Raw genomic sequence first — 20,988 nt, 5'->3', positions numbered from 1 at the left:
TTCATTTAAAATACGTTCATCTATATGTTATGGCAAATCCAATCTTGTGGACTCAATCTGCCTAACATAAACACAAAAACCATACAAAAGACCTCCATGCTATTTATGATAAGGAGGTCTTTTGTAGGGTATTTATTCTGCAACGAGGAATGCATCGTTTATTCCTGCTTTTTTTACTTCTGTTAAACGATTTTCTGCATTTTCACGGCTGGAAAAGGCTCCAGATTGGACTCGGTACCATGTTTCACCTGAGATTTTTGTGGTATCAACAAAAGATTCAATGCCTTTTGACTTGAGTTGGTCAACTCGCTCGTCCGCATTTTCTTTGGATTTGAATGAACCAGCAATCACTTTGAATAGTGTTCCGTCAGTATCTGGTTTCGGGGGCTCTACTGGTATTAGCTTCAGACCAAAGGCTTTGGCAATTCCGTTGACGTGGCCTTGTGCTACTTTTTGAATCCAAGAGGATTGTTTCATTAATGCGGCGTCATGATCGTTACTGATAAATCCATTTTCCGATAAAAGTGCTGGCATATTTGTCTCACGTAATACATGGAAGTTCGCCTTTTTTTGGCCGCGGTCTTGTAGCTGATTCAATTTTTTAACTTCCGCATGGATGATATCCTGATACTCGGCTGTCTTAGAAGAATTAGACAAGCCACTGTAAATATAGTCCTCATAACCTAGGGCGGAGCTTGGCCCGGAATTGATGTGAACCGCTAAGAAAAAATCAGCCCCCCAAGTGTTGGCCTCACTGGATCGCTGTGCTAAGCTTTTAGTTGTATCGCTGCTTCGGCTCATTTTTACGTCAATGTTTTCATAATCATTTTGTAAAATGGAACGTATTTTGAGCGCTATCGCTAATGTTAAATCCTTTTCATCCAACCCATGACCTTGAGCGCCGGGGTCTTGTCCGCCATGACTTGGATCTAAATAAAGCTTCATTTCATCCTCTCCATTTCCTAAAATTGATTATAATACATGCTATGTAGCATTGGACAAGTATGTGCGCGTGCTTGTCTCGGTATTGGTTAATGGATACCTAAACAGTTGATTATCACTATTTTAACGTAACAAAAAGAACAACCCTTACCTAAAGCCAGGGGTTGTCCTAAGTATTTATATTCGTTCCTTCATACGGTCGGGAAGATTCTGAATCGAGGTGACGACCATATCCAGCTTTGATTCAATGCGGTAAAGCAGATAAAGGGTCACGACGATGGGGAAGCCAACCTCGCTGATGATCGGAATGAGCTGCTCCACTTTTTTCACCTCCTTTGTAAAAAAAGGCCGTCCCTAAGGGGAAGCGGCCTCTCCGTTATTAAACTAGTTCATAATCCGTGACATTTCGGTCAACGACTCGGGCCCCTTTGGCCGCTACAAATTTTCCGCTGGTAGTAGTAAAGACTTCAGATGCAATAATTTGTGCCATGGATTGCTTGACGACTGCTTCATCAATCGGTTCCTTTGGATTTTCAACTGTTAAACTCGCTGTTTTTCCAAGCTCCGTATTAAATTGTAATTCTAAGGTTTTTGCCATATATCTCACCTCCTATGGATTCATAAATTTTCGAGATTATTAGGCAATAATTTCTGAGCTGTCGTTTCGTTCCACTTTGTTAAGTGTGTCCTTGGATAAAACAGTAATCGCTTGTGCAGCCTGAGACAGCTGTTCTACAGTTGCATCCTTTTTCACATTGCTGAACGTTTTTGCGCGGAGAATGGGTGCGCCATCTTCATCCATGCCAATCTCGAAAAGCAACCGAAGTTTCGTTCCTTCTAATAACGCTTGTGCCATGATCAACCACCTCCTTTCACCTTCTATATAGAAAAAAGTCGGCCAAAAGGACATGGTCAGAGAAAATAATTATCGGATGATTTATTTAAATCAAGTTAATTAATGCTATACTTGGGGAACGATTTAGTTCGTGGAAGGGGTTCATCATCTTATGAAGTATTTAAAATCACAAATGCAGCAGCTAATTAAGGATAATAAAGAATTGCATACACGCTTGAAAGAGTTGAAGGTGGAACACGGCCTCGAGAAAAACACGGCCCTAAAGGCTTTGTACCATTCAGAAGTGGCAGACGGAGGGAAATATCAATTAGCCTACCAAGCACTTGATCAGCCGAAAAAGTAAGGAACATAAAAAGGGTGTCAGGCACCACACTGGTGCCTGACACCCTTTTTGTATATTAGTGCTGTAAAAAGGCAAGTTGGATAAAGAAGAGGATAGCGAATACATATAGCAATGGATGAATTTCGCGCCATTTCCCTTTGACTAGTTTCAGAAGCGGATAGCTTATGAAACCGAGGGCAATCCCCGTTGCGATGCTTGATGTTAGCGGCATGCTCAGGACTGTCAAAAAAGCAGGGAAGGCTTCATCCAGCTCATTCCAGCGGATATTCGCGATACTTCCCATCATTAAACTGCCGACAATGATTAACGCAGGCGCGGTAATCGCTGATATCCCGGAAACCGAACTAACCAGCGGCCCGAAAAAGGCTGACAGGATGAATAATATCGCAACCGTTAGAGAAGTTAAACCCGTCCGACCTCCGGCTGCTACTCCTGAAGATGATTCAATGTAGGCGGTTGTTGGGCTCGTCCCAAACATGGCACCGACTGCCGTACCGATTGAATCGGCAAGTAAAGCCTCTCTCGCTCGCGGCAATTTGCCGTCTTTCATTAAACCGGCTTGATTGGCAACACCAATCATCGTACCGGTCGTATCAAAAATAGTCACTAAAATGAAAGAAAAGACAACAGCATATAGGCTGTGGTGAATTACTTCGGTCAATGCTGTCACTGGATTACCGATAATTAGTCCCTCAGGCAGAGTAGGCAGGGACATAAATCCTTGATTGAACTCAAGCTGGCCGGTAAAGAAAGCAATCAGTCCGGTAATGACCATTCCAAAAAAAATTGCACCATTGACCCGGAGTGCCATCAATACAAGTGTAATCGCCAGCCCCACTATGGCTAAAAGAGCAGATGCTGAATGAAGGTCGCCGAGCCCGACAAGGTTAGTAGGATGAGCTGTGATGATTTTGGTAAGGCGTAAGCCGATAAAAGCAATAAACAAGCCAATCCCAGCAGTAATCCCGTGTTTAAGGTTTTCCGGGATGGCATCAATTAATTTTTCCCTAAGGGGAGTTAACGATAAGATGACGAAGATAACGCCTGCTACAAAAACAGCCGCAAAGGCTGTTTGGTAGGTAATCCCCTGATGACCGCCTACAACAGAATAAGCAAAAAAGGCGTTGAGTCCCATTCCTGGTGCAATGGCGATTGGATAATTAGCAAAAAGTGCCATCCATAGTGTTGCTACGACTGCGGCAATGATGGTCGCGGTGAACACTTGCCCGAACGGAACCCCGGCGTCAGCGAGAATGACCGGATTTACAACCACGATATAGACCATCGTAAAAAAGGTTGTAATCCCTGAAAGCAGTTCCGTTTTTGTATTTGTATGATTTTCTTTTAACTTAAACATTGTGGTTCCTCCAAAATACGAACATTTTAATAAGACCTAAACTATAATATTCGTTTTTAGATAAAAATACAAGGGATACCTTCTATTTTGTTCTATTTTTGTAACAGTTATTCTGGTGCCTGACACCAAAAAAAGAACCACCCTGTGCCAAGGGATGGTTCCATTAATCAACTAAATTATTTACTTTTGCATCGCAGAATCGAGGGAGATGTTTTTTCTTTTGTGTACAGCCTTTTCTTTGTACATCTCCTGATCGGCCATTTCAAGAATTTCCTCAGGGGTCATGACAGTCTCCGGTTTATAGTGATAGAAACCGTAGCTTGCAGAGATAGAATAAGGCTTTTGCTGAGTGAAATTAATCTCCTCAAAACCTAGTTTGATCGTTTTCATTAGCTCTCGCACATCATTCATTTGCTTCTGAAAGAACACAATGATAAATTCATCGCCGCCTAGGCGGAATAAAATATCCACATCCGTGATATGGCGGTTGATTGTGTCACAGCAAGTCTTGATGAGGTCATCCCCAATGGAATGGCCGAATCGATCGTTTGTCTTTTTTAAATCGTTAATATCGATATAGCAGATAATAAATTCTTGAGATTCTGGACCAGCAGACAATTGCTGGTTAAGGATCTCCATCCCGCTTCTTCGGTTTAACACACCCGTAAGCATGTCAATCGAAGCATGTTTAAATAGCTCTTCCTCATTTTTTTTCAAGTCTGTGATGTCAGTAACACCGATCAAGATACAAGGTTCATCCAAGTAATCTACCAATTCTAAACTCAACATGACCCATTTTCTTATAGTAGGCGTGATTTGCTGCTCCATACAATAGTTTTTTATGCTTTGCTGCTCGTTAAGACGCTGCAGGATTTCTTGTTTTTCCTCTTGATTTTGGAACAAGAATCTTGCATCGATCCCAGCGGTGTTGTTATTATGCAAATGGTAATATTCGAAGGCATGTTTGTTCATGAGCACAATTTCATCAGTATATAACTTTGTAAGGATGAGTGGGTTGGGATTAAGGTTGAATAGGCGCCTGAAATTTTCCTCATTCTGTCTTAGTTTCAATTTGTTTATAAAATCATTTTTTCGAAATGAATAGAAAGATAAGGCAATCATAAAGGAAATGACAGCGGTCCCTGTCGAGTTAATCATCTTCGATAAAAATGCGAAGTGGTCTGGTTCAAAAAAATAAAGCCCTATGATAAAGAAAATATGTATAACCACAAATAAAATGAATAAGTTTCTTGGCTGAATTGGTAAAAATACGGCTACCCCTAATACGATAATGATATAGGCGTAGATATTCCCGGTAAATAATTGGCTATTAATAGAAGAAACTGCACCAATCAACAAATAAATAAGGATATAACTAGTGACGATGACTCCTTTAGGAGCATTTTTATTTATATGATAAATGAATAGAAATAGAAGGGAGACAACAAGCCCTGTGATGTGAATGGCAGAAAGATTGAATTTGAAAGTCGGGCTGCTCAATTTATTAAACAGGAAAAAGTCTACGATGAAAAAACAGGGATAGGTAAAGACTAACATATAAGAAATGAGTTTAATTCGCTCATATAATTCAACGTAGTTATGATGTATAAACTCTCGATTAGTAATAGAATTCATTATCCTTCTATTAAATAGATCGATTGCAAAGGCTCTCAATTTTGCCACCCCTTTTTTACCATTACCTCGAGTATTTTAGCATAATTTGGGATGACTGTCACAAAAAATGGGTGTCAGGCACTCTCAGAAGGTTGGTGTCAGGCACCAGTGAAAGACACCTCCAATGAAACATCGAAAGAGCCCATTTCTGGCTTATGGAACTGTCAGAATTGGGCTCTTTTTTGGCTAGTAACTAATGGTTTAATTTTACTTCTTCTGTTTGTTTTTCGCCGTAGATTCCTTTTGATTCAAGAAATTGCTGGATTCGTTTTAGGGCTTCTTGCAGCTGCGGCATCGAGGCTGCGTATGAGCAGCGGATGTAGCCTTCGCCGCTTTCACCAAACACATTGCCCGGCACGACGGCTACCCTTTCCTGCATTAGCAGGTCTTCGGCAAATTTTTCGGAGCTGAGGCCAGTTACCTTAATGGAAGGGAAGACATAGAATGCTCCTCCAGGTGTATGACAGTCCAACCCCATTTTATTTAAGGTTTGCACAACGTAGTTCCGTCTCATCCGGTAGCTTCGTTTCATTGCTTCCACTTCCTGGAAGGTATTTTTAAGTGCTTCGAGTGCACCGTATTGAAGCATGGTTGGTGCACACATGGTGGTGTATTGAAAAATTTTCAACATCACCTCGACAAATTCCTTCGGAGCAGCGAGCATCCCTAAGCGCCAGCCGGTCATCGCAAAGCCTTTTGAGAATCCATTGATTAAAATGGTTCGCTCGTACATGCCTTCAAGCGCTGCGAAACTGGTGTAGGTTTCTTCGTAGGTTAACTCTGCGTAAATCTCATCAGAGACGACGATTAAATCATGCTTTTCCACAATGGCGGCAATTTCCATTAGTTCTTCTCGATTTAAGGTGCTACCAGTTGGATTGTTTGGCGAACAAAATAAAATCGCCTTTGTTTTTTCCGTAATCGCCCCTTCGAGCTGTTCGGCTGTTAATTTAAACCCGTTGGCAGGTGAGGTGGAAATTGCGACAGGTGTCCCGCCGGCAATCGCTACCAATGGAGCGTAAGAAACGAACGCTGGTTCTACAATTAGCACTTCATCACCTTGGTTTAAAATGGCTCGAAAGGCGAGGTCAATCGCCTGGCTAGCTCCAACGGTGACGATGATTTGATTTTTGGGATCATAGTTGACAGCGAATCTTGTTCCAAGGTAATTAGAGATTTCCTGTCGTAATTCTAATAAACCTGGGTTTGCGGTATAGGCAGTATAGCCTTGTTCCATCGATAAAATGGCTGCCTCGCGAATGTTCCAAGGCGTTATAAAGTCTGGTTCACCCACGCCTAAGGAGATTACGTCTTTCATACTGGCTGCTAAATCGAAAAACTTCCTAATCCCAGATGGCTGTAATTCTTTAGCGGTGTTAGATATATAGTGGGAATAATCCTTTTTCATGGTGTAATCACCATTCTCCGGTCTTTATCATCACCACTGCCAAAAACCACTCCATCGTGTTTGTATTTCTTTAACATGAAATGCGTTGTGGTCGAGATGACATTTTCAATCGTCGAGAGTTTTTCCGAAACAAACGACGCGATTTGGTTCATCGTTTGGCCTTCAATGGTGATCGACAAATCGTACGCACCACTCATGAGGTAGAGTGAGGTTACTTCCGGAAAACGATAAATTCTTTCTGCGACCTCATCGAATCCTACGCCGCGCTTTGGTGTTACCTTTACATCGATCATCGCGACGATATTTTCCTGACCCTCAACTTTGCTCCAATCGATGAGCGCGGGATAACTGACGATCACTTTTTCTTCTTCTAATTTTTTAAGGGTTTTTCTGACGGATTCCTCGCTGCTCATCACCATTAAGGCAATTGTTTCTTCAGAGATTTTATGGTTTTCTTCGATGAGCTTTAATATTTCTAGTTCTTCATTCGTTAATTTCATAAGGTGCCTCCTGAATTAAATTTCATACTATTGATTTTATAGGAGGATGGCTTCTAACTCAAATGAAAGTGTTGGGATAATTCTCTCTTTTTTGACAGTTACAATAATTACACATGTAGATTCAAGGGTGTCAGGCACCACTTTAATGATTTGGATTATTACGAATTTACTGATTATAGGAAAAATATATTGACGGTGAATCAATTAATGTTATATAGTGTAACAATACAATGTTAGGTTATATAACATGATACGAGGAGCCGATTCTCTTGAAAAAAATAGAAGCAATTATTCGACCGGAACGACTCACAGAGACGATTAAAGGTTTAAAAAATATGGGAATATTAGGTTTTACGGTTTCTCAAGTGGTTGGCAGAGGAAAACAAAAGGATACACAGGGAGTTTATCGTGGTAAAAATTATCAGGTAACCCTGCACCCTAAAGTGAAGCTGGAGATTGTCCTCTCGGATTATTTGGTAGAATCCACGATTCGGACGATTATGGGTGCGGCCCAAACAGGTGAAGATGGGGACGGTAAAATATATGTTTACCCGATTTTGGAGGCCTATAACATTCGGACAGGGACAATAGATTATGATATCGAAGATTTAGCTAATAAGGGGGGATGACTTGTGGAATTAATGTATATAAATACCGTGTGGGTCGTCCTTGCCGCTGCGATGGTATTGTTCATGGAAGGTGGATTTAGTTTACTAGAGGCCGGGTTGGTACGAACGAAAAATGCCGTCAATGTGACAATGAAGATTTTTGTCGACTTGACGGTTGGTGCTTTAGCGTTTTGGCTCATCGGCTTTGGGATTATGTTTGGAAACGATGCGTTTGGATTCGTTGGGACCAATCTATTTGGAAGCCCTGAGAAAATTGCTCTTTCAATTGAACTGCCTAGTGTGGCTTTTGTGCTTTTTCAAATGGGATTTGCAGTGGCATCTGTCTCGATTATTTCAGGCGCTGTCGCAGAACGAATGAACTTTAAAGCCTATGTGGTTACAGCGGCACTCATTTGTATTATTATTTACCCCCTATCTGGTCATTGGATATGGAATAGCGATGGGTGGTTAGCCAAATTAGGAATGAAGGACTTTGCTGGATCTGCCGCGATTCATGCCGTCGGTGGATTCGCTGCTTTTGCAATGGCAAAACTATTGGGTCCGAGAAAAGGAAGATTTAATTCTGATGGAAGCTCCAATGTGTTTGCACCTAGTAACATTCCGTTAGCTTCTGCCGGTGCCTTTATCTTATGGTTCGGGTGGTTTGCGTTTAATGCGGGGAGTACATTGGATGCTTCCAGTTCCGCGTTAGCTCCGATTGCCATCAACACAATGCTGGCGGGAGCAAGCGGGGGAGCGGCGTCACTATTCATAACGATGAAAAAGTTTGGAAAAGCCGATCCAAGTATGACGATAAACGGGGTGTTGGCCGGATTAGTTGCAATCACAGCAGGCTGTGCCTTTGTTTCGGAGTGGAGCGCCGTTCTCATAGGCGCAATAAGCGGTACGCTTGTAATTTATACAACCCTTTTTGTCGATTATTTGAAAGTGGATGATCCGGTCGGTGCCGTTGCAGTTCATGGTTTCAGTGGGGTTTTCGGAACGATTGCGGTTGGATTATTTGATTCATCGCAAGGTTTATTGACCACGGGTCATGTCTCACTATTAGAAGTGCAGCTCTTAGGCGCTATTGTCGTGATCGTATGGGGGCTGATTGGCGGCACTTTTATGGCAAAAGTATGCGAAAAAACAGTCGGTTTCAGAGCATCAGAGCGGGAAGAAGAAGAAGGCTTGGATATGTCCTACCACGGCATTCCGGCTTACAATGAATTAGAGCGGTTTACCGACTTGCCGACTAGTTTGTTTAATTTTGAAGAAACCACAGGAATTACGGTTGCTTCTCCGCCAAGTCGTCAAGAAAAGGTAGTTTGAAGTAACTAGATATGAAGGGATTCTAACTTCATAATACAATAGTCGAAAATAGATTAGTTCTAATTTAGAACCTATCTATTTTCGGCTTTTTATTTTGGTTTCTTATCTAAATCAATGCACCCAAACGGCAAAAAAAGAAAGGACGAAATGGACTATTCAGTTTAAATGTTTCGCTAATAAATTGTGAAAATTGTAAATAATTAGTTAATGGTTGTAAAGAATGAGTGATTCTTCTTCTTTTTCTCGCGAATTTTTATATCATGGGATTGTACCAAATTTTGAAACAATCAAGGAGGAGAAAAAAATGAAGGATTTAAAAAAATGGATGTTAGTGTTAATGGCGTCTTTCATGTTGTTAGGAGTTGCCTCAGGTTGTAGCAATACAAAAACAGATGCGGATACAGAGCAAAATCAAGATAGTGGCAATACAGATTCCCCAGACAGCGGATCTGATCAGGGTACAGACGACTCTGGGGAATAATATAAAAATGTAATCAATTAGAATTGTTATTTAGCTTTATTACTAGAAAGCAAATATCACCGGCCAAAGAGGCTGGTGATATTTCAATAAATGGAGAAACATGATTGTTATAAAAGAATCAACAAAAATTTACAAACATTATCAAATCTTTACAAAACTATACATACGATTAACACGCAGTTAACAAATAAGGATTATTCTTATACCTGTAAAGAACATCAAAATGACTAGGGGGATTTAAAGAAATGAAAAGATTGAAAAACTTAAGCCTACTTACATTGCTAGCTGCGTTAATGGTTTTCATGGCTGCTTGTGGAGGCGCAGCATCTACTGAGAAGACAGAAGGAACTGCGAAGAAAGAAACGCCAAAGACTGAAGAAAAGAAAGAACTTTCCGGCTCATTAACTATTTCTGGCTCTTCTGCGATGCAGCCTCTTGTGGCAGCTGCAGCTGAAGAATTTATGGCTACTAACCCTAAAGTTGATATACAAGTAAACGCGGGTGGATCTGGTACAGGCTTATCACAAGTTGCTGAAGGATCTGTTCAAATTGGTAACTCTGATGTTTTTGCTGAAGAAAAAGAAGGAATTCCAGCTGATCAGATTGTTGACCATAAAGTTGCTGTAGTAGGGATGACTGCTGCCGTTAACCCTAAAGTAGGGATTAAAGATATTAAAAAAGCGGATTTAATTAAAGTTTTCACTGGAAAAATCACAAACTGGAAAGAACTTGGTGGAGCAGACCAAAAAATCGTTCTTGTAAACCGTCCTGATTCTTCTGGAACTCGTGCAATTTTTAATAAATTTGCCCTTGATGGAGCAACACCTGCTGAAGGAATCACAGAAGATTCTTCAAACACAGTTAAAAAGATTATTAATGAAACTGATGGTGCGATTGGTTACCTTGCTTTCTCTTATTTCACGGATGAAACAGTAACTCCTCTTGCCATTGATGGTGTTGAACCAACTGCAGAAAATGTACAATCAGGTAAATTCCCAGTTTGGGCTTACCAACACTCTTATACTAAGGGTGAGGCAACAGATCTTGCAAAAGCATTCCTTGATTATTTAATGTCAGATGATATCCAAAATACGTTATTACAAGAGCAAGGCTACCTTCCTGTAACAAAAATGCAAGTTGAACGTGATGCACAAGGCAATCAAAAAAATCTTTAAGATTAATAGTTAATTAACATGAAAAAGCCTTCATTCCTTAAGTACAGAGGAATGAAGGCTTTTTTGTGATTCTAAGATGTTTTCAATAGTTTCTTCTTGAAAAAATGCTCTATTTCAGAAGCAGGGAGTGGTTTACTGAATAAATATCCTTGCCTATTTTCTTAAGGATAACTTAAGGAACAGACAAGATAATAGGCTCATCAAATAAATCATTTCCCTGCTGGCTGAGGCGTAATGGCAGTGGGGAGTAAAGGAGTCGAGATTGTTGAAGAAAGTGATATGGATACTTGTAAGTGTTGTGGTCATCGGGTTTGTCGGGTTTCAATATTATAAATCGAAAACGGTGAGTACGGAGGCGGCAGCTCAAACTCGAACAGCTGTGGTTCAACAAGGAAAGCTCGAAGTGAAGATAAGCGGTTCAGGTACGGTTGCACCGGTCACTAGTGAGGATATTAAAGCAACAGATGATAATGATGAAATCGATGAAGTGCTAGTTTCAGCTGGTGACAAAGTAAGTGAGGGGGATGAATTAATTACCTTCACGGATGATAGTGATCCGATTACCGCTCTTGCTGACGGGACGATTACATCTGTTTCTGTGCTAGAAGGAGAACGGGTAACGAATGGTCTGGTGGTCGCCCATCTAACCGACTACAAGGATCTACAAACCGTTGTCGCAGTGGATGAGCTAGATATTACAAAAATTAAAAAGAAGCAGACGGTCAGCTTAACTGTAAGTGCGTATCCTGACACTACTTATACTGGAAAGGTAACGGCGATTGCTGCTGAGGGAACTTCTGCGAACGGAACTTCGACTTTTGATGTCACCATTCACATTGATAAACCTACAAATTTAAAAGTCGGGATGAGTACGGAAGCTAGTATTTTAACCCAAAGTAAGGAAAATGCCCTTTATGTTCCTGTCGATGGGGTTTATACAAATAATAATGAGAAATATGTGATTGTGACTGGGGCCACTACGGACACGAGTTCTAATGCATCAGCAGGCACAAGCCAGCAAAAGACGGTAAAAACAGGAATTTCAACGGATGAGTATGTTGAACTAACAGAAGGAGTATCCGCAGGTGAAACGATTCAATTGCCTGAACTTGCAACAAGCACCTCGTCTAACAGCCAGGGCGGTATGATGAGAGGCAACATGGGCGGCATGGGCGCAATGACTGGCGGAGGCATGCCACCGGGTGGAAATGGACAAGGAGCGCAAAGCGGAAAGGGTGGCAATTAATGAGTACACCAATTATTCAAATTAAAAATATGATGAAAACCTATAGGCTTGGCGGTGAAATGGTCCATGCCCTCAATGACGTGTCATTAGAAATCCAAAAGGGTGAATTTTTAGCCATCATTGGTCCATCAGGGTCTGGGAAATCCACCTTAATGAACATGCTAGGCTGCCTTGATCGGCCTAATAAAGGGACTTATCACCTTGATGGCAGAGATATTGGGAAAATGGATGACAACAGTTTAGCGACGATTCGTAATCGGAAGATTGGGTTTATTTTTCAAAACTTTAACTTATTAGGTAAGCTCACTGCACTCGAAAATGTGGAATTGCCCTTGTTATATGCCGGCGTACCAACTCGTGAAAGACGTGAGCGGGCATTAGACGGATTGGATAAGGTCGGCTTGAAGGATCGTGCCGGCCACCTGCCCACCCAGCTTTCCGGAGGGCAGCAGCAACGGGTGGCGATTGCGAGAGCCCTGGTTGGCCAGCCATCGATTCTCCTCGCCGATGAACCAACCGGTGCCCTTGATAGTAAAACAAGCAAAGAGATCCTCCTTTTAATGAAGGAATTGAATGAATTAGGACATACGATTATTTTAATCACACATGATTTGGAAATCGCAAAACAAGCAAAAAGAATGGTCAGTATTCAAGATGGCCAACTCTTTGAGAATGGAGGTGTCCTGCTTGGGAATGTTGCAATCCATTAAAATGGCGCTACGGAGTATCAGAAGCAATAAAATGAGGGCGGTTTTGACGATGCTCGGAATCATCATTGGGGTCTCGTCAGTCATCGTCTTAGTTTCGATTGCCCAAGGGTCAGCGAAAAACGTTACGAGTCAAATCAATCAATTGGGAACCAACCTTTTGACGGTAAATACCTATAGTACCGATATTGAACTAACGGAGGATAAAATTAGTGAGTTAAGTGAGATTGATGGTGTAAAAGCTGTTGCACCGGTTGTTTCGGGCCGGGTCTATGTGAAGAAGGAGCGGACGTCTTCTCAGATAACCCTAACAGGGACAAATGCCGCCTACTCAAGTGTACGTGATACAAAGGTCAGTCAAGGGCGCTTTATTACCGACTTAGATGTCGAGTACCGCCAAAAGATTGCCGTACTCGGATCAGAAACAGCTAGCACCTTTTTCGGCACAGAGAATCCGGTCGGTCAATACATTCAGGTGTCAGGCACCTCATTCAAAGTAGTCGGTGTTTTAGCATCAAAAGGGAGCTCACTCGGGCAGAGCGGGGATAATGTGGTCATTGTCCCGTTGAGCACGGGTCAGCGGTTAGTAGGCAGTACGACGATTAGTACCGTTTATTTGCAGGGCAAAAGTGAGGATCAGATGGATTTCGTGATGAATGAGGTTAAATTGGCACTCGCTAGTATGTATCCTGGGAAAAGCGATAATTATGGTGTAACAAACCAGCAGGATGTTATGGACACGATGAGTTCGGTGTCTGACACCATGACCATGATGCTAGGCGGAATTGCGAGTATCTCCTTACTAGTCGGCGGGATTGGCATCATGAATATCATGCTTGTGTCGGTCTCAGAACGAACGAAGGAAATCGGGATTAGAAAAGCAATTGGTGCCAAACGGCGTGATGTCCTCCTACAGTTTTTAATTGAGGCTGTGGTACTAAGCTCGATGGGTGGCTTGATTGGAATTCTGTTTGGATTAGGGTTAGGAAAAATGGTTTCCTCTCTGATGAGTTTAAGCATTGCCTTCTCACCGACTGTGATTCTATCATCGTTCCTATTCTCGCTCGCCGTCGGTGTGGTCTTCGGAGTATTCCCAGCCAGCAAGGCTTCCAAATTGAACCCGATTCAAGCTCTTCGGTATCAATAGGATTTTGCTTGCCGTTAAGACCGCGAAATTTTGATACGCCAATAAAATTGTTCAATGAGCAAATAAAATAGGAAAATTCGCAAATAAAAGCCAATTTTTTGAAAATAAACTTAATTTATTAATAAAAAAATGAACCATCGCGGCACTTTAACTGTGTTGATCTACCTAAATAAATGAAAATGAGGAGAATCTATATGAAAAAAACGAGAAAAGCCCACTTATGGATCGGTTTAATCTGTTCCATCTTTATCTTAATAGAGTCGGTGACGGGATTATTAATGAATGAGCCATGGTTAATCGGCCAAACACAAATGGAAGGAAATCGTGGAAATTTCCAGCCTGGTCAGTTTAATCCAGGAACAATGCAACAAGGAGCAACAACTGATTCAAACCAAGCGGCAGGGCAAACTCAAGGTCAGGCAGCATCTGGTGTTCAACCGCAAACCCAGACGAACGGTCAAACTCAAGGCCAAAGTGGAGCAAACGCAAACGGTCAAACTGGATCCAATGCAACTAGTCAATTCCCAGGTCGACCTGGAACTAGCGGCCCCGGCGGAGAAGGGGGAACTGGTTCAGTTACAAGTATCATCAGGGGACTTCACGAAGGTAAGATCGGTACAACGAATGTGAAATGGCTCGTTGACCTAGTTGCACTAGCAATGATCTTCTTAACTGGTTCAGGTATTTACTTATCCTTAAAAGTCCTCCGGGCTGATATGATGAGGAAAAAACGAAAAGAAGACGGGAAAGTGGCATAAATTTTTTGTCTAAAAAGAGCTGTTCACCATAAAGAAGATTGTGAATTCTGCCTAATTAGTGAAGATGGGGACGGTAAAATATATATTTACACGAAAAACAATCATAGTATGACAATTAATGGTATATTATCTGGCTTAGTTGCACCATGGTACAAAGGATAGGTGAGGGTTACCGAATGCTTACTATTTTAATTGGAAGAATTATCGGGAATTACAGTTGAAAATACTCCTCAAGAAAAAGCTATTAAGGTTGTTTGATAGAAAAATTTAAGCTGCTTATATACAAGTAACTATTTGATACTTGTATATAAGCAGCTAATTTATTGTGCGAAAATAATCAATTAACAAGTAAAGAAATATCAAAATTTGTTTAAGATATCTCTAAAACTATGGTGTTTTAATTTTGATGTAAGACTAATTAAACCTGCTTTGATTATAGTTTTTTAATAAATCTTATCTTGGTTTAGAGGACTTCCAAAAAATAATCCCTACGATATAGGCATAAGGGTCTAAGTCGCTAAATATATTTGACTCGTATGGTTGCTTAACTAGTTTTATAGTCGAAGGGAGAATGGTATGAGGAAGAAGATGACTGCTTTAATGGTGAGCGTGGGGTTGTTATTCGCTAGCATTCCTGCGCTTGCTACATCCAATGAATCTGGGAACGGTGGCACACAGAATTTCAAAAAGGCCACACAAAAGGTCAATCCCGTCATTCAGATTCAAGAACGGAAGTTACAGAGCGATAAAGCCATGGCTACATTTAAAAGCAGCAATGGTAAAAAATATAAAGAAGGGGAAGTAATCGTAAAGTATAAAAATACTTATAAAACTGAAAGTTTAGGAGTTTTACAGACGAAGTTCAGCTTGAAGACGAAAAAGAATTTAAATAATTCTAATACAAAACTCATCAGCTTCAATGCTAAAATTCCAATGCAGGAAGTACTGAAATCTCTTAATGCCTCTCCGCAAGTAGAGTACGCGGAGCCTAACTATATACTTAAGCCGGATGCTGTATCAGACCCTAAGTTTGGACAGTTATGGGGACTGAAAAATACGGGTCAGCCCATTTTCGGGATTCCTGGAAAAGCTGGAATCGATATTGGTGCGGAAGCCGCATGGGCGGTAACAAAGGGAAGTACGAGCGTTGTCATAGCGGTCATTGATACAGGGGTAGATATCAATCATCCCGATTTGAAGGCCCAGATTTGGAAAAACCCTGGAGAGGTTGCGGGAGACGGCATCGACAATGACAAAAACGGATATGTTGATGATGTAAACGGCTGGGATTTCTATAATATCGACAATACAGTTTTTGACGCGGCAGATGGGGATGAACACGGTACACACGTTTCTGGGACAATTGCAGGAACAGCCAATACATTAGGGGTTATTGGGGTAGCGCCAAATGTAAAGATTATGCCGCTGAAATTCCTCGGTCCTGATGGTGGCTACACGTCTGATGCTATTTTAGCAGTAAATTATGCGAAGGCAAAAGGGGTCAAGGTTACCAACAACTCGTGGGGTGGAGGAGGCTTCAGCCAAGCCTTGTACGATGCGATTCAAAATTCTAACTCCCTTTTTATAGCGGCAGCTGGAAATGATGGAACAGACAATGATGCTTCACCGCATTATCCATCTAACTATAATTTACCGAATGTTTTGTCGGTAGCTGCCATCGATAATACAGGAAACCTAGCATGGTTTTCCAATTTTGGAGCCACAACTGTTGATATCGCAGCGCCTGGCCAGGATATTTTAAGTACAGTACCGGCAACAACTCCTGGAAATTACACCAATGCTTACGATTATTTCAGCGGAACATCAATGGCTACTCCGCACGTCACTGGGACAGCAGCTTTGTTCTTGAGCAGGAATCCAGCCGCTGCTCCTTTAACAATGAAGGATGCTATTTTGAAAAATTCAACAGCTCTATCCTCCTTGAAAGGGGCTGTATTAACGGGAAGTATGTTAAGTGCAAACAAGACAGTCAATTTCCAACCGGATAACGATATTCCGGGCTTACCATTCCCAGGCACAAGTGTAACAAATACTGTAAGTTCAACAAGCGATCTAGATGATGTTTACGCCATCAATATGCTGAAAGGAGAAAAAGTCACGATTACCTTGTCCGGTGCAACTGGTACGGATTTTGACATATATCTATATAACAGTGGCGCTACAACTGTAAAAAGTAGCGCAGGTATTGTGGCTTATTCTGAAAAAACTGGGACATCGAGTGAGACATTTACGTACATTGCTCCAGCAGATGGCAAGTATTACTTAGATGTATACGCTTACAAAGGAACAGGAACCTATACAGCGACCGTGAAGGCTGGCGTAACAGTTGGAACGTATGAGAATACGGCTAAAGAAATTGGATATATCGGTAATTGGAGTACTTTCTCCAATGTTAATACATCCGGTGGATCGTTTGCTGGAACAAATACCATGGGATCAAAGGCACAGTTTGTTTTTAATGGTACAGGAGTTACTGTATCAGGGGTCAAATATGCAACGCAGGGAATTGTGAAGGTAACGGTGGACGGCGTAAGTACTTTTGTAACACTGTATTCCGCTACTTCGCTTTATAAGCAGTTGTATTATTCTAAAACAGGACTCACTGCTGGGCGGCACGTCCTAACCATTGAATGGACAGGAAAAGCTGCGACAGGTGTGAAAAAGAGCGCAACCGGGGTAAATCTCGATACGATTATTGTAAAGTAATTTAGCTATAAAATACGATTGAAGGGGCTGCCCATTTGGGCAGCCCCTTCAATCGTATATCGAAAGTAAGTTTCCTATAATGCTGATGATGATATACCTGGTGTAGCTTTAACAGGTTCGAATATATCTGAAAGCTTGGATCAAGTTAACGACCTTGATGACGTGTACGCAGTTATCTCTTACTACTAAAACCTATTCTAGTGTTAACAGAAGAAACTCGTAGTGTGGACTTAATTTTTAATGGTACAATAATTCAGTATAATGCACTCAAAAATAACCAATAAGAAATTGTTCATATAACTATAGATTTTGTATCTATTGGAGTTAAACTACTGGGACAGTTATTTCCAATTAATCATCATCTTGCTCAGGTTAAGGAAGGAAAAATAACCCTAACAGAAGTGGAAAGAATAGGAACTATTCTCTATCCACTTCTGTTATTTTTCTTTACAATCGTTTCTTCGATTTACATTATTCGACAAAATACTCCCTTTACCGTCATAAAAATTAGTGGTAAACTAATTTAGGCAGTTATTTTCACATTTTTGAATTAGATTTGCTGCTTTAAACATCATGATTACTCATAGTGTGTTATTCTATTTTGACAGTATTTTCAACGAGAATTCTAGTAGTTTAAACAGATAATTATATTTATATCGGAAAAGGATCTGTCCGTCTTCAAGGAAGTATTCAACATGGCTGTTAGAGAAAAACATTAATCCTTAGCCATATGTCGACATAACTATGTTGTGAGGAGGGAACGCCAATAATAAATTATTAATAAATATCTAATGAAAGGATAGGGAGAACAGACTCTTATTTTTCCATTAGATATTTATTTTTTATATATTACTTATTTGTAATAAAATCTTGAGATTTTAAAAAGAAAGTTAAGTCCATATTTTGATTTAAAGAGAGAGTTAGTATCGAACAACTAACGAATAAGTTTTTTGGCTTGGAATTTGAAAAAGTAAATTAATCATTAGTTGGTAATGAAATGTAAATTATATAGGACTGTTTTAACGCGAGTTTATAAGTGTAAAATTATATTGGAAATTAATTGACCCATTGATATAAGTAATGACGAGAAAGATAAAAGGGGAAATGGGATGAAGAGAGTTTTAATTATCACACAGCATTTTTATCCGGAAATCGGAAGTCATGCCAATCGTATCAAAAATCTATATATGTTGTTGCGTAATCATAATTTTGATACATCGGTTCTAACGACAGAACCCTCATATCCGAATAAGAATATGTATAATAATGATGCATTTTGGGATGAGGATTCCTTGAACCAGAATAATGATCACATTATTAGAATAGGAATTAAAAGCAGAAAATATTCCAAAAATATTTTAAATCGCTTGTTTTATTATTTAGAAATAGCTTTTAAGTTTATTTTGCTTATTCTTAAAGATAAACAAAGGTATGACTACATTTTTGTTACTTCACCGCCCATCTTTACTGGATTCGTTGGACTTTTTGCAAAATATAGATATAAAACAAAATTTATTTTAGATATAAGGGACCTATGGCCGGAATCTTTAAAAGGTGTAGGCGTATTTGATAATCCCTTTATCTTGAAATTGTTTGGAGAGTTAGAAAAGATATTGTATAAAAAGTCCGACAAGATTGTTATAAATAGTCTAGGCTTTAAAGAATACATTCAAACGAAAGCTGGCATACTAGACTCAAAAATTATTTTCATCCCAAACAGTGTTGTTAAGGAAGAATTGGCTTTAATTGACAACAAAATAAACAAGGATAAAAAAATTATTTATGCAGGAAACCTCGGACTTGCTCAAGATACAGAAATTATTTATAAACTGGTACCTCTTTTAGCAAAGCAGAACATAAAGCTAACTATCTTAGGATACGGAGTAAATAAACATAAGTTAATAGAATCAATTAAAAATTACCAGAATGTAACTATAATGAATCCAGTGACAAAAAAACAATGCTTTGATATTATTGCGAAGCATGATTTAGGTTTGGTTACATTGAAAGACAAAGAAGTCTTTAAAACAGTTCTTCCGGGTAAGATTATCGATTACCTGACTTGTGGAGTTCCAATTGTTGGTGTGATTGATGGGTATGCAAAAGATTTAATAAATAATGAAGGGGTAGGAATCGCCTTACATGATAATGACCCTGAGCAAATATTGTCACATATCTTAAAACTGTTAGATGACGATTTTGTTAGGGTTGAAATGTCTCAAAAGGGACAGAAGTTGATTCTTAATCAATTTGATTGGGAAACCAATATTACGACTTTAATAGATTATTTGAATGAATCGAATCTACTCCAACAAAGGAAGGATACTAAAGATGTCAAAGAAGGTTTGCATGTTCGTATGGAATCACTTCACAAATGATGCAAGGGTATTGCGTGAGTGCACTGCATTATCTGAAGCAGGTTATGAAGTAGATTTATTATGTATCCATGATCCAAAGGATGCATCATTACCAAAATACGAAGAAAGAAATGAGCATTTTAAAGTATACAGGCTTAAACGATATCCTGTTTTATTAGAATTAATGCAGAAAATTTACAGGTACTCCTTGCAAAATAAATTGTTTGGAGTTTTTTTCTTGCTTATATGGGCATTGTTAATTTATACGGCACCGAGTGTTTTTTCGATACTAACAGTATTAGCAATACTTTTATTGAAAACAAAGTTAAAGGTGGTATGGGTGAGAGGAAGTCTCGTTCTTGGAATGATCATTAAGGGATTTAAAAAGGATTACGATATCTATCATTCCAATGATCTAAATACTCTCCCGCAAGGTTATATTTGTTCAAAATGGCGATTAAAACGCAAAAAGTTAATATATGATTCACATGAGGTCCAAACGAGCCGTACAGGTTATCAAAGTCCTATTTATGGAAAGATGGAAGGATTCTTGATTAAGAGAATTGACGAAATGATGGTAGAGAATCATACACGTGCTGCTTATAACGAAGATTTGTATGGTTTTTATCCTTATGTTGTTCATAACTATCCTTTCAAACAAACCAGTAATAATGATGAAAAAATTGATTTACATGGAATTTTAGGCATTTCAAATGATGAAAAAATCCTGCTTTATCAAGGTGGGATACAAACCGGACGCGGGTTAGATAAATTAATTCAAGCCGCTCCGCTATTCACTGAAGGGGTATTAGTACTTATTGGTGATGGAAGAATTAAAAAGGAATTACAAGAAAAGGTTCAAAAGATGCAACTAGAAGATAAAGTTAGATTTCTTCCAAAGGTGCCTCTTGCTGAACTGCCGAAATATACAAAAAATGCTTATTTAGGATTCCAGGTGTTAAATAATGTGTGCTTCAATCATTACTCGGCTTCCTCAAATAAGTTATTCGAATACATGATGAGCGGAGTGCCTGTGATTGCATGTGATTTTCCTGAAATAAAAAAAGTAGTAGAAGAGGAAAAAACAGGGATTACAGTTGACTCCCATAACTATGAAGAAATAGCTAATGCAGTTAATAATCTACTAGAAAATCCTGCTTTAAGAGAAACCTACAGTCAAAATAGCATAGCTGCTAGGTTTAAATATAACTGGGAAGAAGAGAAACAAGAGTTCCTGACTGTTTATAATAATGTAAAGTATTCTTAATGTGTATTTTACCACCATTTAATAAGTACTTATATAATAAGTTGCTGAGGAATTTTAATAATCAACAATAAATTTTTCACAACAATTAGAGAGGAAATCGTAC

20 protein-coding genes are annotated in these 20,988 nt (G+C 39.7%); 12 read left to right on the top strand and 8 right to left on the bottom strand.

Features of this window, described 5'->3' with window-relative positions; all coding sequences use genetic code 11:
• Positions 1–132 precede the first annotated feature (132 nt).
• From BR30_RS0105185 to BR30_RS0105170, 4 genes are all read right to left on the bottom strand, one after another.
• A complete protein-coding gene (locus BR30_RS0105185; RefSeq protein WP_026564088.1) occupies positions 133–945 on the bottom strand; it encodes an N-acetylmuramoyl-L-alanine amidase in 813 nt (270 codons plus the stop codon).
• A 174-nt stretch (positions 946–1,119) separates the two neighbouring features.
• Positions 1,120–1,263 (bottom strand): YvrJ family protein, encoded by a 144-nt coding sequence (locus BR30_RS0105180; protein WP_026564087.1) that lies wholly within the window; start codon positions 1,261–1,263, stop codon positions 1,120–1,122.
• A gap of 58 nt (positions 1,264–1,321) precedes the next feature.
• Entirely contained in the window at positions 1,322–1,540 is a 219-nt protein-coding gene (locus tag BR30_RS0105175) for a DUF2922 domain-containing protein (protein ID WP_026564086.1), read from the bottom strand.
• 39 nt (positions 1,541–1,579) lie between these two features.
• Positions 1,580–1,798 (bottom strand): DUF1659 domain-containing protein, encoded by a 219-nt coding sequence (locus BR30_RS0105170; RefSeq protein WP_026564085.1) that lies wholly within the window; start codon positions 1,796–1,798, stop codon positions 1,580–1,582.
• A gap of 151 nt (positions 1,799–1,949) precedes the next feature.
• Between BR30_RS0105170 and BR30_RS0105165 the strand changes: the two genes are divergently transcribed.
• Positions 1,950–2,141 carry a hypothetical protein gene (locus BR30_RS0105165; protein WP_026564084.1) on the top strand — a complete coding sequence of 64 codons (192 nt, stop codon included), beginning with the start codon at positions 1,950–1,952 and terminating at the stop codon, positions 2,139–2,141.
• 55 nt (positions 2,142–2,196) lie between these two features.
• Here the strand turns inward: BR30_RS0105165 and BR30_RS0105160 are convergent, their stop codons facing one another.
• The 4 genes from BR30_RS0105160 to BR30_RS0105145 all read right to left on the bottom strand — a co-directional run bounded on the left by BR30_RS0105160 (position 2,197) and on the right by BR30_RS0105145 (position 7,080).
• Positions 2,197–3,498, bottom strand: coding sequence for an NCS2 family permease (locus tag BR30_RS0105160; protein WP_026564083.1), 1,302 nt, complete (start codon positions 3,496–3,498; stop codon positions 2,197–2,199).
• 180 nt (positions 3,499–3,678) lie between these two features.
• Positions 3,679–5,172, bottom strand: coding sequence for a sensor domain-containing diguanylate cyclase (locus BR30_RS32660; RefSeq protein ID WP_051633462.1), 1,494 nt, complete (start codon positions 5,170–5,172; stop codon positions 3,679–3,681).
• A 193-nt stretch (positions 5,173–5,365) separates the two neighbouring features.
• Positions 5,366–6,580 (bottom strand): aminotransferase, encoded by a 1,215-nt coding sequence (locus tag BR30_RS0105150; protein ID WP_026564082.1) that lies wholly within the window; start codon positions 6,578–6,580, stop codon positions 5,366–5,368.
• Complete coding sequence (locus BR30_RS0105145) at positions 6,577–7,080, bottom strand: Lrp/AsnC family transcriptional regulator (RefSeq protein WP_026564081.1); 504 nt, start codon at positions 7,078–7,080, stop codon at positions 6,577–6,579. The genes BR30_RS0105150 and BR30_RS0105145 overlap by 4 nt, the downstream gene beginning before the upstream one ends.
• A gap of 269 nt (positions 7,081–7,349) precedes the next feature.
• Here BR30_RS0105145 and BR30_RS0105140 point away from each other — a divergent pair, with 269 nt between their 5' ends.
• The 11 genes from BR30_RS0105140 (at position 7,350) to BR30_RS0105090 (ending at position 20,885) form a co-directional block, all read left to right on the top strand.
• The gene (locus BR30_RS0105140; protein ID WP_026564080.1) at positions 7,350–7,709 is read left to right on the top strand and encodes a P-II family nitrogen regulator; all 360 of its coding nucleotides are present in this window, start codon (positions 7,350–7,352) and stop codon (positions 7,707–7,709) included.
• 3 nt (positions 7,710–7,712) lie between these two features.
• The gene (locus BR30_RS0105135) at positions 7,713–9,020 is read left to right on the top strand and encodes an ammonium transporter (protein ID WP_026564079.1); all 1,308 of its coding nucleotides are present in this window, start codon (positions 7,713–7,715) and stop codon (positions 9,018–9,020) included.
• A 220-nt stretch (positions 9,021–9,240) separates the two neighbouring features.
• Entirely contained in the window at positions 9,241–9,501 is a 261-nt protein-coding gene (locus BR30_RS37265) for a hypothetical protein (protein WP_035445078.1), read from the top strand.
• 245 nt (positions 9,502–9,746) lie between these two features.
• On the top strand, positions 9,747–10,676 hold the full coding sequence (locus tag BR30_RS0105125; protein WP_026564078.1) for a phosphate ABC transporter substrate-binding protein: 930 nt from the start codon (positions 9,747–9,749) through the stop codon (positions 10,674–10,676).
• Between the two features lie 274 nt (positions 10,677–10,950).
• On the top strand, positions 10,951–11,922 hold the full coding sequence (locus BR30_RS0105120; RefSeq protein ID WP_231507640.1) for an efflux RND transporter periplasmic adaptor subunit: 972 nt from the start codon (positions 10,951–10,953) through the stop codon (positions 11,920–11,922).
• Complete coding sequence (locus tag BR30_RS0105115) at positions 11,922–12,632, top strand: ABC transporter ATP-binding protein (protein WP_026564076.1); 711 nt, start codon at positions 11,922–11,924, stop codon at positions 12,630–12,632. The genes BR30_RS0105120 and BR30_RS0105115 overlap by 1 nt, the downstream gene beginning before the upstream one ends.
• Positions 12,610–13,776 (top strand): ABC transporter permease, encoded by a 1,167-nt coding sequence (locus BR30_RS0105110; protein ID WP_026564075.1) that lies wholly within the window; start codon positions 12,610–12,612, stop codon positions 13,774–13,776. Before BR30_RS0105115 ends, BR30_RS0105110 begins: the two co-directional genes overlap by 23 nt.
• A 194-nt stretch (positions 13,777–13,970) precedes the next feature.
• Entirely contained in the window at positions 13,971–14,534 is a 564-nt protein-coding gene (locus BR30_RS0105105) for a PepSY-associated TM helix domain-containing protein (RefSeq protein WP_026564074.1), read from the top strand.
• A gap of 576 nt (positions 14,535–15,110) precedes the next feature.
• The gene (locus BR30_RS35110; protein WP_051633461.1) at positions 15,111–17,261 is read left to right on the top strand and encodes a S8 family serine peptidase; all 2,151 of its coding nucleotides are present in this window, start codon (positions 15,111–15,113) and stop codon (positions 17,259–17,261) included.
• A gap of 1,109 nt (positions 17,262–18,370) precedes the next feature.
• Positions 18,371–19,639 (top strand): glycosyltransferase family 4 protein, encoded by a 1,269-nt coding sequence (locus tag BR30_RS0105095; protein WP_026564073.1) that lies wholly within the window; start codon positions 18,371–18,373, stop codon positions 19,637–19,639.
• A complete protein-coding gene (locus BR30_RS0105090) occupies positions 19,593–20,885 on the top strand; it encodes a glycosyltransferase (RefSeq protein WP_026564072.1) in 1,293 nt (430 codons plus the stop codon). The genes BR30_RS0105095 and BR30_RS0105090 overlap by 47 nt, the downstream gene beginning before the upstream one ends.
• Positions 20,886–20,988 lie beyond the last annotated feature (103 nt).

The sequence above is a fragment of the Bacillus sp. UNC41MFS5 genome, from assembly GCF_000686805.1.
Note: the sequence above shows the minus strand (reverse complement) of the source record. Positions and strands in the feature narration are given on the sequence as shown.

Bases quoted from the DNA above. Each gene is read 5' to 3' on its own strand.
- BR30_RS0105185 (WP_026564088.1), bottom strand. From the start codon at position 945: ATGAAGCTTTATTTAGATCCAAGTCATGGCGGACAAGACCCCGGCGCT.
- BR30_RS0105175 (WP_026564086.1), bottom strand. From the start codon at position 1,540: ATGGCAAAAACCTTAGAATTACAATTTAATACGGAGCTTGGAAAAACA.
- BR30_RS0105170 (WP_026564085.1), bottom strand. From the start codon at position 1,798: ATGGCACAAGCGTTATTAGAAGGAACGAAACTTCGGTTGCTTTTCGAG.
- BR30_RS0105165 (WP_026564084.1), top strand. From the start codon at position 1,950: ATGAAGTATTTAAAATCACAAATGCAGCAGCTAATTAAGGATAATAAA.
- BR30_RS0105160 (WP_026564083.1), bottom strand. From the start codon at position 3,498: ATGTTTAAGTTAAAAGAAAATCATACAAATACAAAAACGGAACTGCTT.
- BR30_RS0105150 (WP_026564082.1), bottom strand. From the start codon at position 6,580: ATGAAAAAGGATTATTCCCACTATATATCTAACACCGCTAAAGAATTA.
- BR30_RS0105145 (WP_026564081.1), bottom strand. From the start codon at position 7,080: ATGAAATTAACGAATGAAGAACTAGAAATATTAAAGCTCATCGAAGAA.
- BR30_RS37265 (WP_035445078.1), top strand. From the start codon at position 9,241: ATGAGTGATTCTTCTTCTTTTTCTCGCGAATTTTTATATCATGGGATT.
- BR30_RS0105125 (WP_026564078.1), top strand. From the start codon at position 9,747: ATGAAAAGATTGAAAAACTTAAGCCTACTTACATTGCTAGCTGCGTTA.
- BR30_RS0105115 (WP_026564076.1), top strand. From the start codon at position 11,922: ATGAGTACACCAATTATTCAAATTAAAAATATGATGAAAACCTATAGG.
- BR30_RS0105105 (WP_026564074.1), top strand. From the start codon at position 13,971: ATGAAAAAAACGAGAAAAGCCCACTTATGGATCGGTTTAATCTGTTCC.
- BR30_RS35110 (WP_051633461.1), top strand. From the start codon at position 15,111: ATGAGGAAGAAGATGACTGCTTTAATGGTGAGCGTGGGGTTGTTATTC.
- BR30_RS0105095 (WP_026564073.1), top strand. From the start codon at position 18,371: ATGAAGAGAGTTTTAATTATCACACAGCATTTTTATCCGGAAATCGGA.
- BR30_RS0105090 (WP_026564072.1), top strand. From the start codon at position 19,593: ATGTCAAAGAAGGTTTGCATGTTCGTATGGAATCACTTCACAAATGAT.